Here is a 12225-nt window from a genome sequence, read left to right on the forward strand (position 1 = left end):
AAGACAGGGAATAGGATTATTTCTACAATTCCGATTGCTGTGGATGTGTCTGTTACGAATTATTGTAATGCGGATTGCGATTTTTGCGGTTTTAGAAAATCACTTAATCAAGGGGAAAAAAGAGATTTCCTAGATGCTCAGCTTTTTATCGGAGCACTTCCAATTTTAAAGCGAAGCGGCGTGTCTTTTATTAATTTCCAAGGTGGAGAGCCTCTCTTGCATCCTGAAATTTTGGAGATGATCCGTGCTGTTTCTCAGATGGGAATGAAGGCAGATTTAATTACCAATGGCTGGAAACTCCATGAACAGGCAGGGGCTTTGGTCAAAGCAGGACTGCATTGCCTTTTTGTTTCTTTGGATAGCGAGAATCTTGAAAAGCATGAAAAAAACCGCAGATTAAGAGGCGTTGGAGAGCGTTTAAAGAAAGGCATTGCGGAAATAAAAGAAGCAGGTATTCCTGTTATTGCTTCAGTCACAGTTTCAAAACTTCTTTCGCCTTTAAAATTACCGCTTCTTCTAAAGGAGTTGGGCTTTTCAGGCGTTACATTCTCTTATCCCCGTCAACAGCCTTTTGCTTCGAGTTCGAAGGTTTATGGTGGAAGCTCAACCTTGGTTTCTTTTTCTGTCAAAGAGCTAGATCAATTTTTAGTTGAGATTAAAAAATTAAAAAAAGCTTTTCCAACCCTCAACCCGATTGCTGGAATTGAAGATATGCGACGGCATATTGCGCAAAAAAGGGAAGCCTATCCCTGTGTTGGAGGTTTTAAATATTATTATCTTGATTGGCATTTAAATCTTTGGCGGTGTGAGGCCTGGGGAAAATCTTTCGGAAAATTGACAGATTTTGAAAAGCTTCCTGAAAATAAGGCTCATTGCACAGAATGTATGTTGTCTTGTTATCGGGATTCAAGTGTTTTGATGTTTGCGCCGCTCTCTTTTGGAAAAGTCTTGCAGAAGCTTTCAAAAGCGCATTATCTAGAGGCTTGGCAGCTTATACAAAGTCCATCTTTTTGGAACTCTCTTAAAGCAGGAATACAAGATGGCTGGCTATATTGGAAGATTTTCAAAGGAAAACAAAAAAGGCGTAAATGTTGAAACTCTCTTTTTTCTTGCGTCCTTTAAGGCGTCCGTGTCTTTTTTTACTTTGCAGCAGTGCATTACTGACGGGATGCAGCAAAGTGTATTGGCGGGATGGGCCGTGTGATGTGCGATCTGGAAAACCGGAGCTGCGTTTTGATTTTTCTGGTGCTGCAAAAAAAGCGGAAAAGCAGAAAGATAGTGAATCTGCGGCTTGTGAACAGAACCGCTTGAAATTGGATCGTCAATCGAGAGAAAAGCAGTCGCATCTTTCAGAGCTTTATCCAAGGATGCAATCGTTGCCTAAACCGAGTGAGGCATTAGCGTTATTAGAGGGAAAAGTAGATCGCCATTTTTATACAGTTGATGGCGGTTTATCTGAAATTAAGGATTGCAAAGGCGAAGATTGCGCCATGAAAGAAGAGCCCCGTAAAATTACGCCAAATTTATATGAGGTTTATAATCAGAGTGAAAATGACGCATTTTCGGTTCTGTATCGGGATGATTCTAAAAAAGCCTTTCAGAATTGCCCGGAAGGACAGTATGCTTATTGGCGGATTAATATTGAAAAATATGAGACGGCTTTTGGGGATGAGCAGAAAGCCCCAGCTTTGGTGCGCCTAGGATGTACAGCAAATTGGTCCGATCCTTTTTCAATTCCAGAAACAGAAGGCCGTGTCTCTTCTCAGATTTTGCCGCAATCTTCAGCCCCCATTGTACCAAAAGATTTTTCAGGGAAGGAATTGCCAGTGCCTCGTGCATCTGCTTCAGGGCCAGCACCTGTGGTAACCTCGCACATTCAATCTTTATTTCCAGAATCTGCAAAACCAACGATTCACGATAAGAGGGCGCATAGTCTTTATAAGGATATTCGTCCGGAAAGCATGGATAACTAATTTAGATTCCCGGCCAGTGGTCGGGATGAAGCTGACGGTTAGATTCACTTTCGGAGAGGCCAGGGAAGAGGCCAATATAGCAAAGATTTTCGATTTCTTGGACGGTCGTCGTTGTGCAGTGTAACGGTTCATTGTTGTTACAGAGAACTGCTGCTGTTCCCTGTCGGGGCACATAAATAACTTTCCAAACCTTATCTGGAAGCCTTGCATTGTTTTTACCAAAGGATTGAGAGGAATCTCCAAAAATGACACCTGTCAGGACATTAATGGTTCCATATTCTGCGAGCAGTTTTCGAGTATTTTCTTCCAGTTTGCGCCATACTTTCTGTTTGAGGCTTGTTGTAACAGGGATAATATTACTTTGCAGCATTGTTTGTTGTTTTGCTTTTGCGCTTGCCATATCGCCGATAGCGGCAAGGGAGAGGGGTTTCCATGCGCCTTTTTGATAATCAGCGAGAGATATTCCCTGATCAATTCGGGGATCGGTATTAATATTACCGATTGGATTGGCTGTTTTTTGGGAGACAATTGTTTGATCTGCCGTAAGTTTTTCTGCGGCCCAGAGGGGAGAACGTCTGGAATTTGAGTAGCCTACGGCATAATTATCATTGCAAAGAATTTCGCCTGCCGTTGGAAACTCCCCTGCTGCAGCAAAACGAGGGCATTGCGCAAACGCTTTTTGAGGTGAGAGGGTAAGATAGAAAAAAGCTGGAAGAAAAAATGAAAAGCATTTGAGGATATCAAAGTGTGATTTTTTTTTCAGCATTCTTTTGCTCAAACGAGATAAGGAAGAAAAAATTCTTTTTTAAAAAATTTAGGGCGTGTATTCAATAGAATATATAAGAATATATATTTTTGGGTTAGATAAACTTTTCCATATTTAACGTGTCTTCTTATTTCAAATTTGGAGTAATAAATGTCAAAAGTAGCCATTGTCCTATTCGTAAAAAATGAAATTACAGATATTTCATTTTGGATTGCATGGCATTTCCACTGCGGTTTCGACAGTCTCATTATCTATGATGATTACTCAACAGACGGCACGTGGGAGCTTTTGTCCGAAGCTTCTCAAGTCTTAGATATTCGCCTTCACCGCGCTGTAAAAGCAGACCAATTCAACCATCGTCAAAATTTCAGCTATATGAACGCTCTTGAAAAATATCGTAAAGAGTTTGACTGGCTCTTATATCTAGATTCAGATGAATATCTTGATATTCGTAACGGTGAAAATGTTCATGATTTTTTAGAACGTTACCCCCGTGCAAATGCCATTGCACTCAGCTGGTGCTGTTATGGTAGTAATTGCCATGCGGTTCGGCCACCATCATCAAATGTTTTTCGTAACTATCCCATGCACTCGAATCAAGATTTTGAATACAATTATATTGTCAAAAGCTTTATTCGCCCTAAGGAGACCGAAACGAAATATATTAATCCTCACCGTTTTGAGGTTAAGGGACACTATGTCACCGTTGATCATAAAGAAATTCAATGGCAAAAAATACATCCTGAATGCACAGAGACACTGGCACAGTGGGAAACAGCACGTATTAACCATTATGTAATTCGAAGCATGGCACACTTCGTTCAAAAAGTAGAACGCAGAGTTGATATTAGAGAATCAAGATCGGGTATGCATCTTTTTAATTTCTACGATCAAAATCATCATTACGATACAATTTCAGCTTCTCGCTATGATGGAATGATGCCTTATCTCTATGCAATTCAAAATCGTGTAAACCAAAAATATTTATCTCTGATGATTGCAACTTGTGGACGAGGTTTGAATGGTGAAATAAAAGACTGGCCAACTTATCTTGAAATGAGCTTTAGCACCTACACCCTTCGTACCGCTCATGGCACTTCCTTATTTGCCCATCCAAAAACAGGACGCATTAAACACGCTAACACCGAAGAGGTTGCAAAAGAAAATTTAGTTCCAGTCATTGCGCTTATTTCATCAAAATGGCCTGAAAAAGTCTTTTTGACAACCGAAAAATATGACCTACCATTATTTGCGTCTGAAGACCCACGAGTTTCAACTATTTTGTCTTTTCAGTTAGTGCAACATGGTAAAAGGTTCTCACTGCACAATCCCATCACAGGGTTAATAGCCTGCGCCCTAAATGCCGAAGAGAATGGGGTTAACTTAGAATTTTCACGCTGGCGTGTTTTGGAATGGGAACTCTTCGAAGCAACTCCTTCCTCTCTAAAAAAACTGGAAGCACTACAAATGTTACCCTCTCTCTTTTCCCATTTTTTAGATGTTTCAAAGTTAAAAATGATTGATAAAAAAAAGACGGCAGATCTATTTACAGGGATCTTTCAACTCCTAACACCGGAACAACAAAACTACTGGAAGGCCCGTAACCAAGTCCCTGATTATCCTTGGCTTCACCGTACCGCACTACTCAGCGTATAGATTGTATAAAAACAAACTCAGAAACTGATTCCCTATATTCCACTTTCGAACAAAAATTTAAGTCTTTCTATTCTTTATAGAAAAAAAGAGATAAATTATCAGTATGAGATAATTAAGGTTATCTTCGATGAGCAAATACCATACCCCCAAAGAAAATAGACAAACAATTCCTGATCCTACAGCTCATGTACAAAATATTTCTATGAATTTTTAATCAGAATCTTTTTTATTTTAATCTTATTTTTCTCTGGAATGAAGCGCCTCCTTGTATCTTACAGGCAGAACACTCATATTTTTACAGAGTTTTTATAAAAGCTGGTAAAGAGAGGCTAAAATGAGCGATAAGTGGATGATCTATGGTGCAAACGGCTATACAGGCAGACTTATTGCTGAATTAGCCGAAAAGATAGGGATGACGCCTGTCCTTGCCGGACGCAATAAAGAGGCTTTAGCCAAGCTTGCGACAAAGCTGGACTTTGAATACCGTATTTTTACATTGGATAATCCTTCAGAAATTTTGAATTCATTGCAGGATATTGATGTTATTCTTAATTGCGCAGGGCCCTTTCACATAACATGCGCTGAAATTGTAGAAGTCTGCCGTCAGACAAAAACGCATTATGTTGATATTACGGGAGAGGGTGCTGTCTTTGAGATTGCAAAGGCAGGACATGAGATGAATGTGGCAGCTGGGATTGTTGTTTGTCCCGGGGTTGGGTTTGATGTCGTGCCCACAGATTGTCTCGCCGCAAGTTTAAAAGAAAGAATGCCGAATGCTGTAAGTCTTTCCTTAGGATTTCAGACAGAAATGAAACCCTCCCGGGGGACTTTATTGACGATGTTGGATGACCTCGGAAAAGGCACTTTGGTACGCCGTGATGGACATTTACAGCGTGTTCCCTTTGGAAAAATCCAACGTGCCGTTAATTTCGGGAAAGACCCTACGAATGCGGTCTCTATCCCTTGGGGAGATGTCGTGACGGCGTATTATACGACTTCTATTCCCAATATTACAGTTTTTGTGCCGATGCCTCCGGGCAGAATAAAATTTATGGCATGGCTTGAGAGGCGTAATAATTTGTTACGTCGAACAGGGATCAAAAGGCTGATTTTAAATTATGTTAAGCGCCGTGTTAATGGACCTACGCTCGAGGAGCGGGGAAAAAATCCGGCCCATGTTTGGGGAGAGGCAAAAGACGCACAGGGCAATATTCTGATAGGCCGTTTAGAAACGTTAAATCCCTATACTTTGACACTCTGTTCGGCGTTGATGGCTGTTCGTTTTCTCTTAAAGTATAATGGGAAAGGAGGCTATTTTACGCCAGCTCAACTGATGGGGAGTCAGTGCGTTGAAGAACTGCCAGGTGTTAAACCAATGGTCTTTAAAAAAATAGAGACTTTGGGCGTTTAAGCCTAAATTTTGGTATAAAAAAAGAGGAAGCTTAGCTTCCTCTTTCTTATGCTTTTACTAAAGGATTTAACCTTTATAAGCTGAGAGAGATTCATTGATGCGTTTAAGAATAAGACCACGATCGTGGGGTCTTAAACGCGCAAGTTCACGTTGCTCTCTTGTCACAGGCGCTTCTCCTGCGGCAAGAGCTTCAATATCTGCTTTCATTTGAAGTTGGTCCGCACGTAGATCCGCTTTGCTTGGCATTTTAGGGTGGGCTGGTTTCCCATTTTTGTCCAAACGAACAGGACCAGGAGCGAGAACAATTCCTGTTCTTCCTAATTCAGGAGCGCCTAAATCATCAGCTGGTTCTTCTGCAGGAGCTGCAGATTTATCCGCAGTGGAGAGAGTAGATTGTGTCGCAGGCGCAGCAATAACCTCTCCGGCCGTTAAAAATGTTGCCGAAGAGGCCGCAAATAAAACGGATGCAAGTAAGAATTTGTTCATAATTTCTTCCTTAAAAATGAAGCAAGGACAGATCTTTAGTTTGTGACAAACTTATCTTATTTACCTTGTTCAGCTGGTGCTGGTGCAGCAGGGGCTGGCTGATTTGCGTTTTCTGCTTTTTGATCAGCTGTTGTTGCAGCTTGGTCGCTGGCAGCAGCAGCCATTGCTTTGGAAGCATCAGCAGCAGCTTCAGATTTTGCAGAGTTGGTTGCGGCTTGCTCGTCATTTGCAACAGCTTGAGCAGGTGCGCCAGCGGCTTTTTCGGCTTCAGCAGCAGCATTTTCAGCATTTGCAGCTGTTTGTTCAGCATTTGCAGCAGCCTGTTCTGGTGTGGCAGGGGCTGTTGCAGCAGCTTGATCTTGCTGATCAGCAGGGCCTTTGTCGCAAGCGCTTAAAAAAGTTGCAGAAGAGGCAGCAAATAGGATGGATGCAAGTAGAAACTTGTTCATAATATCTTCCTTTGTTTTAACAATAATGGAGCTATGATAGATTTTGAGAGTATTATAACCCCAAAATCTTCAAAAGGTATAGACACTCGAACACTATATAGAATGTCAGACGAATGTACACACAGGAATATATTCATTTTATGGCATATTTAGACTAAAGTCTTGAATTATTGCTGGTCGTGTTGGAATAAATACAGATTTTATGGTGAATTTTTTTCTGAAAAAAAGAGAGCAGGAGACTTTTCAACTTTCTGATCTCTCTCTGCAACTCAATAAATTTTCCATTACGTTAAAGAATCACCCTATTTTTTTTATGGATCATTTTGAGACCTCGCTTTCTGGATGGACGCTCCTGCATGGCTTGAATGGAAGTGGAAAAAGTACCTTTATCCGTGCGATGCTTGGGCTGTTTCCAACGGTGCATGGGACATTGCGCCTTTTAGGACAGTCGCCGCAGAAGGCGCGATCTTTGGTCGGTTATATGTCTCAAAAGAGGGAAGAAAATGCCCTTTTTTTACCAACTTTAAGTCATGTCGAGGCGGCCATCCCTTCAAGTTCTGGTCTGTTTTCTTTTCGAAAAAGAAAAGCGGAAGCTTTGTCTCTTTTGGAGGAGTGTGGCGCAGGACATTTAGCGAATCGTCCTCTAAAAGTGCTTTCTGGCGGGGAGCGGCAAAAAATTGCATTGGCGCAAGCAATCGCTGGCAATCCAAGACTTCTAATTTTGGATGAGCCTTTTATCGCTCTTGATTTTAAGACCCGTGAGGAAATGGTACGGCTTCTAAGGTTTTTAGAACAAAAGAGAAGGATCGGGATTTTTATTACAACACATGAAGATGTTTCGTTTCTACCCTCCGAAAGGAGAGATCTTTATCTCCGAAATGGAAGCCTTTCCTGTGCATGAATTGTTTTTAAATGCTTTTTTTGGCAGTTTTTTCGTTGCTCTTCTTGCTGGAATTTTGGGTTGGATGATGTTGTTGCGGGGGCAGGCTTTTGCGGCGCATGCCTTGCCCGATATTGGTTTTAGTGGTGCTTCTGTGGCCTTGGTTTTTGGGGTTAATCCCATTTTTGGACTGCTCTTGGCCTCTTTAGGCGGCGCTTGGGTGATGGAGGCGTTTAGTTTTTATGAAAAAAAGAGTGATTTGAGTGTGGATAGGAATGCCTCTGACCGTTTGACAGGTCTTGTTCTAGCTGGGAGTCTAGCACTTGGGATGGGCGTTTTAGAAGCATTTCATGCCTCAGAATCAGACACGATTGAGCTCTTATTTGGTGGATTGATGCATTTGTCCTTAGAGACTTTGTGGCTTTTGGCTGGAATGAGCCTTTTTTGTCTCATTGGATTGTTGTTTTTATATCGTCCCTTACTCTTTTCAGCGCTTGCACCAGAGATGGCGATTGTGCGGGGCGCAAACACATGGTGGGTTGGCATGGGGTTTATGACTTTAGCCGCTCTTGGTTGTGCTGTTTGTGCCGAAATTGCGGGGGCGTTACTGGCCTTTAGCTTGATTATCGGGCCGGCGTCGGCGGCTTTTGTTCTTAACCTTTCTCCGCTCAAAGGAATGATTTTTTCCGCGATTGTAGCGCTGATTCTAAGTTGGGGGGGCATTGCGCTCTACGGCTTAACGGGACTGCCGCCAGCTTTCTGGATTGGGTTAGGGGCTGTACTGAGTTATTTGATTGGGATTTTTCTAAGAAGATATTTTGGCGAAAAGCCAGAATTCGTTGCATGACCCCTTGCAAACGTCTTTAAAATGGCGTTAGGAAAGAGAAGCTCTGATGTCGGAGCGTAGCTCAGCCTGGTAGAGCGCTACGTTCGGGACGTAGAGGCCGGAGGTTCGAATCCTCTCGCTCCGACCATTCAGAATAGCTAAAATGTCTCTTCCGAAGGACAAATGATCTCTCCAAGGAGATTGACGGCTTCTTCTGAATCATTCAGACAAGGAATGACTGCGAAATTTTCTCCCCCTTCTTTTAAGAAAATTTCTTTTATTTCTCGCCCTAATTCATCAAGTGTTTCCAGGCAGTCTGAAAAAAATCCTGGTGCCATAATGGCTAAATTCTTAATGCCATGATGTGCAAGATTTTTGACAGTATCAACGGTATAGGGTTGAAGCCATTCCGCCCCTCCAAAACGGGATTGATAGGTTAGGGGCATTTCCTCTTCGGAAAGCTGCATTTTCTCACGCAGTTTTTGGGCGGTAAAAAGACAATCTTGGGGATAAAGATAATCTTTTTCAGCCATTTTTTTTGGAATGCCGTGAAATGAGAGAAGAATTTTTTCAGGACTGAAAGAAAGCTTTGTGAGCTCTTTTTGTAAATGGCTTGTGAGGGCAGAAAGATAGAGGTCACTTTTGGCAAAGGCGGGCACAACAGTAATAGCTGGCTGATTAGTGAGCGTTAAAAGATGTTTGTAAACCGCATCTAAAGCGCTGGCATGCGTTGTGGCAGAATATTGAGGATAAAGAGGTAGGATCAGAATTTTGTGGCAGTGCTTTTTCTGCAAAGAATCTATTTTCTCTGCAACAGAGGGCGTGCCGTAACGCATTGCCCATTCGACCTGAATTTCTTTATCGGCGAGACGGTGTGCTAAAAGTTCTGCCTGCCGTCTCGTATAATAGCGTAAGGGACTGCCATCCTTTGCTTCATCCCAAATGCGCTGATAATTGCGCCCTGTGATAAAAGGGCGTCGAGGTAAGATCATCAGGTGCAGAATGGTTTTCCATAAAATCGGCGGAAGATTCACGATACGGTGGTCTGAAAGAAATTCTTTGAGATAGCGCCGAATGGAAAAATAGTCTGTGGCTTCAGGTGTGCCTAAATTGATCAGCAGGACACCAGTTTTCTTTTTGCTAAAGGGCATAAAGTTTACGACGTTTTAGGCGTTAGTTTTTTCTCTTTAAGGAGGTATTCTGCGATTTGAATGGCATTCAGAGCAGCACCTTTCCGAATATTATCCGCAGCACACCAGAAAGAAAGTGTGTTTTCCTGACTGGCATCTATTCTTAGGCGGGAAATAAAAACTTCATCTTCTCCAACGACTTCAACAGGGGTGATATAACCACCATCTTCGGGTTGATCCATAACAATGACGCCAGGCATTTTTTTGAGGGCGTCTCTGGCTTTTTGCAGGTTGATTTTCTTTTTACATTGCACATTGAGGCTCTCACTATGTCCAATAAAGACAGGGACACGCACGCAGGTTGCATGAAGCTGAAGATCTGGATCAAGGATTTTTTTAATCTCAACTTCCATTTTCCATTCTTCCTTGGTGCGTCCATCTTTGAGAAAAGAATCAATATGGGGGATAAGATTGAAAGCAATTTGTTTTGAAAAAACGTCAGATTCTATTGCATCGTTGACGAAGCTTTTTTTGGTTTGATTGTAAAGTTCGTCCATAGCTGCTTTTCCAGCGCCAGAAACGGATTGATAGGTTGAGACAACCGCCCTTTTTACACCAAAAACATCGTTAAGGGCTTTTAGAGGCAAGGCCATTTGGATTGTCGAGCAGTTGGGATTTGCGATAATATTGCGGGGAATTTTTTGCAGAGCCTGTGGGTTGATTTCAGGAATGACCAGAGGGACATCAGGCTCCATCCGAAAATGGCTGGAATTATCAATGACAAGACAGCCTGCCTTGGCAGCAATCGGTGCATATTTTTTAGATTCACTGGCGCTGGTCGCAAAAAGGGCAATATCAAAGCCTGAAAAATCGAATTTTTCCATATTTTGCAGGGTAAGAACGGTGTTTTCGCCAAAAGAGACTTGCCTTCCTGCACCCCGTGCGGAGCAAAGTGCCGCAATTTCTCGAATAGGGAATTCACGCTCTGCCAAAATGCGAAGCATTTCGCGACCTACAATGCCACGTGCACCGACGACAACGACGTTGAATTTCATGTTTTTATTCCTTTAATTCCCGTTTTTTGGGAAACTGCTTTTTAGTGCTGTCCGTTGCGATGTTGTGAGACGAGTTCTGGAGCGATTTCCATTTCACTATTTTCAAGCAAGTGTCCGTCTTTGGGGTGAGGGGAGTTATGTGTGACAAAGGCTCTTGTAATCTTAGGAAGATCACAGGATTCTCCCATTTTGATACGGCGTGCAAGCGGTTCCATCGGATTGATCACGGCGAGCAAATGTTTGCTTGAAATATTGATTTCATCAATATCAGTATAGGCAATACAGTCAGGTGCGACATTGCCTCGGTGGCGGAGTGGACGTGTGTAAGAATGCCCGTAAAGGATTTGCGGAACTTTGCGGGGATTTCCCTTTTTATCATATTCAAAATAGAGGACATTCACCATCCAATAGTAATTTTGGGGATCTGCTTTGAGGGGAAGCCAGAAATTGCGGTCTTTAAAAGCAGCACGGGTGATGTTGTTATATTCTTGTGAGACTTTGATAAGGGTGCGCTCTTCATCCCATGAGAGATGCACGGCATTGACATGGATATTATCATCATCAAAGGCTTTATCGTAGAAATCCTGCTCATCTTTCATGCTCGCACGGAACGGAATATCGCTAAGCCAAGTTAGGATAACATAGTTGCCTTCTTGGCTATTGAGGGTGGAGGTTAGGATTTCCGCCTGTGCCGAAGTTGCATTTCCTAAGCCTGTAAAAACAGCCAAGAGAAAGAAAGCTTTCAGAGAGGAATGGCGTAAAAAAGAGGTCGATTTTAGGAGATTAAAAAAAGAGGACATGCTTCTCATTTTATACAGAAGTGGAATGAAAGAAGGATTAGGCATGATGCCATTTTTTCCAAAGGGCGGAAAGGGTGTGGCGTTTAGTTTCCAGCCACGCTTTCCAGGAATGGTGCATATAGTTGAGTTGAATGGTTCGGCGTTGCCCCTCATAGGGAAGATGCCCATGCCAGCTATGATCTGAATTGGGGAAAATAATTAAGGTGCCGCCTTTTGGGGGAACGGCTCTTTCATTCGCCGTTTCAGAAACGAGATGTTTAGGGTCGGCACTATCGCAAAATTGGAGACATCCTGCATTTTCTGGCCATTCTTTGTCCAGAGGGTTGAAATAAAGCAAAATAGTGACCGCTTTGCTTTTTGAATCACAATGCATTTTTCCGTCAGAGGGGCGGGTTTGTCCTCGAAGGGTTAAAAGCGTTGGAGGATTTTCGAGAGAGAGGTTAAACTTTTGCGCCACTTCTTTTTGCAGTTTTTCCCCTTCAAACTCTAAAAGCATTTGCTGAAATAAAGGGGCGTGACGGAAAGAAGCAGCAGGGAAAGAACCCCCTTGTGAAATCTCAGGAAAAAGGGGGGAGAGTTTATGAAATACCTCTGGAGAAAGAAAATTCTCAACCACAATATGGGGCGTTGGGTGGTTTCGTATTGGAGCGGAACGCAGGGCGTCATAGTTAAACATGGGGATGGAGCAGTCAATGTTGGGATGTTGGCAAGAGAGCTAAATGTTGTAACGGCGACTGTTGGAGAGTTTCCTTTTGTGATCTGCGAAGATTTAAAATCTTATTTTCATAAATTC

Annotated in this window: 13 protein-coding genes and 1 tRNA gene; 7 read left to right on the forward strand and 7 right to left on the reverse strand. The window is 42.5% G+C overall.

The window, feature by feature from the left end; all coding sequences use genetic code 11:
• Positions 1-45: 45 nt before the first annotated feature.
• Together FAI40_05600 and FAI40_05605 are read left to right on the forward strand one after the other, a co-directional pair.
• A complete protein-coding gene (locus tag FAI40_05600; protein ID QCE35758.1) occupies positions 46-1095 on the forward strand; it encodes a radical SAM protein in 1050 nt (349 codons plus the stop codon).
• On the forward strand, positions 1089-1973 hold the full coding sequence (locus FAI40_05605; GenBank protein ID QCE34866.1) for a hypothetical protein: 885 nt from the start codon (positions 1089-1091) through the stop codon (positions 1971-1973). The genes FAI40_05600 and FAI40_05605 overlap by 7 nt, the downstream gene beginning before the upstream one ends.
• 1 nt (position 1974) lies before the next feature.
• Here FAI40_05605 and FAI40_05610 read toward each other — a convergent pair whose 3' ends face one another.
• On the reverse strand, positions 1975-2739 hold the full coding sequence (locus FAI40_05610) for a DNA/RNA non-specific endonuclease (GenBank protein QCE34867.1): 765 nt from the start codon (positions 2737-2739) through the stop codon (positions 1975-1977).
• A 150-nt stretch (positions 2740-2889) separates the two neighbouring features.
• Between FAI40_05610 and FAI40_05615 the strand changes: the two genes are divergently transcribed.
• Positions 2890-4395: a glycosyltransferase gene (locus tag FAI40_05615; GenBank protein ID QCE34868.1), complete on the forward strand. Its 1506-nt coding sequence runs from the start codon at positions 2890-2892 to the stop codon at positions 4393-4395.
• A 334-nt stretch (positions 4396-4729) separates the two neighbouring features.
• Complete coding sequence (locus FAI40_05620) at positions 4730-5806, forward strand: hypothetical protein (protein QCE34869.1); 1077 nt, start codon at positions 4730-4732, stop codon at positions 5804-5806.
• 66 nt (positions 5807-5872) lie between these two features.
• Here FAI40_05620 and FAI40_05625 read toward each other — a convergent pair whose 3' ends face one another.
• Positions 5873-6292, reverse strand: coding sequence for a hypothetical protein (locus tag FAI40_05625; protein ID QCE34870.1), 420 nt, complete (start codon positions 6290-6292; stop codon positions 5873-5875).
• A gap of 56 nt (positions 6293-6348) precedes the next feature.
• Positions 6349-6741, reverse strand: coding sequence for a hypothetical protein (locus tag FAI40_05630; GenBank protein ID QCE34871.1), 393 nt, complete (start codon positions 6739-6741; stop codon positions 6349-6351).
• Positions 6742-6943: 202 nt separating this feature from the next.
• Between FAI40_05630 and FAI40_05635 the strand changes: the two genes are divergently transcribed.
• The 3 genes from FAI40_05635 (at position 6944) to FAI40_05645 (ending at position 8595) form a co-directional block, all read left to right on the forward strand.
• Positions 6944-7642: an ATP-binding cassette domain-containing protein gene (locus FAI40_05635; protein ID QCE34872.1), complete on the forward strand. Its 699-nt coding sequence runs from the start codon at positions 6944-6946 to the stop codon at positions 7640-7642.
• A complete protein-coding gene (locus FAI40_05640; GenBank protein ID QCE34873.1) occupies positions 7569-8468 on the forward strand; it encodes a metal ABC transporter permease in 900 nt (299 codons plus the stop codon). Before FAI40_05635 ends, FAI40_05640 begins: the two co-directional genes overlap by 74 nt.
• A gap of 50 nt (positions 8469-8518) precedes the next feature.
• Positions 8519-8595, forward strand: a tRNA-Pro gene (locus FAI40_05645).
• Positions 8596-8605: 10 nt separating this feature from the next.
• Here FAI40_05645 and FAI40_05650 read toward each other — a convergent pair.
• Genes FAI40_05650 through FAI40_05665 form a run of 4 tightly spaced genes read right to left on the reverse strand, consistent with a single transcriptional unit; the run spans position 8606 to position 12108 of the window.
• Positions 8606-9598: a ferrochelatase gene (locus tag FAI40_05650; GenBank protein QCE34874.1), complete on the reverse strand. Its 993-nt coding sequence runs from the start codon at positions 9596-9598 to the stop codon at positions 8606-8608.
• Positions 9599-9603: 5 nt separating this feature from the next.
• Positions 9604-10632, reverse strand: a complete 1029-nt coding sequence (locus tag FAI40_05655; GenBank protein ID QCE34875.1) for an aspartate-semialdehyde dehydrogenase — start codon at positions 10630-10632, stop codon at positions 9604-9606.
• A gap of 41 nt (positions 10633-10673) precedes the next feature.
• Entirely contained in the window at positions 10674-11432 is a 759-nt protein-coding gene (locus tag FAI40_05660; protein ID QCE34876.1) for a hypothetical protein, read from the reverse strand.
• A gap of 37 nt (positions 11433-11469) precedes the next feature.
• Positions 11470-12108 (reverse strand): 2OG-Fe(II) oxygenase, encoded by a 639-nt coding sequence (locus tag FAI40_05665; GenBank protein QCE34877.1) that lies wholly within the window; start codon positions 12106-12108, stop codon positions 11470-11472.
• Between the last annotated feature and the right edge of the window lie 117 nt (positions 12109-12225).

This window comes from Acetobacteraceae bacterium (assembly GCA_004843345.1).
GTDB lineage: Bacteria > Pseudomonadota > Alphaproteobacteria > Acetobacterales > Acetobacteraceae.

Bases quoted from the DNA above. Each gene is read 5' to 3' on its own strand.
- FAI40_05605 (QCE34866.1), top strand. From the start codon at position 1,089: ATGTTGAAACTCTCTTTTTTCTTGCGTCCTTTAAGGCGTCCGTGTCTT.
- FAI40_05610 (QCE34867.1), bottom strand. From the start codon at position 2,739: ATGCTGAAAAAAAAATCACACTTTGATATCCTCAAATGCTTTTCATTT.
- FAI40_05615 (QCE34868.1), top strand. From the start codon at position 2,890: ATGTCAAAAGTAGCCATTGTCCTATTCGTAAAAAATGAAATTACAGAT.
- FAI40_05620 (QCE34869.1), top strand. From the start codon at position 4,730: ATGAGCGATAAGTGGATGATCTATGGTGCAAACGGCTATACAGGCAGA.
- FAI40_05625 (QCE34870.1), bottom strand. From the start codon at position 6,292: ATGAACAAATTCTTACTTGCATCCGTTTTATTTGCGGCCTCTTCGGCA.
- FAI40_05630 (QCE34871.1), bottom strand. From the start codon at position 6,741: ATGAACAAGTTTCTACTTGCATCCATCCTATTTGCTGCCTCTTCTGCA.
- FAI40_05635 (QCE34872.1), top strand. From the start codon at position 6,944: ATGGTGAATTTTTTTCTGAAAAAAAGAGAGCAGGAGACTTTTCAACTT.
- FAI40_05640 (QCE34873.1), top strand. From the start codon at position 7,569: ATGAAGATGTTTCGTTTCTACCCTCCGAAAGGAGAGATCTTTATCTCC.
- FAI40_05650 (QCE34874.1), bottom strand. From the start codon at position 9,598: ATGCCCTTTAGCAAAAAGAAAACTGGTGTCCTGCTGATCAATTTAGGC.
- FAI40_05655 (QCE34875.1), bottom strand. From the start codon at position 10,632: ATGAAATTCAACGTCGTTGTCGTCGGTGCACGTGGCATTGTAGGTCGC.
- FAI40_05660 (QCE34876.1), bottom strand. From the start codon at position 11,432: ATGTCCTCTTTTTTTAATCTCCTAAAATCGACCTCTTTTTTACGCCAT.
- FAI40_05665 (QCE34877.1), bottom strand. From the start codon at position 12,108: ATGTTTAACTATGACGCCCTGCGTTCCGCTCCAATACGAAACCACCCA.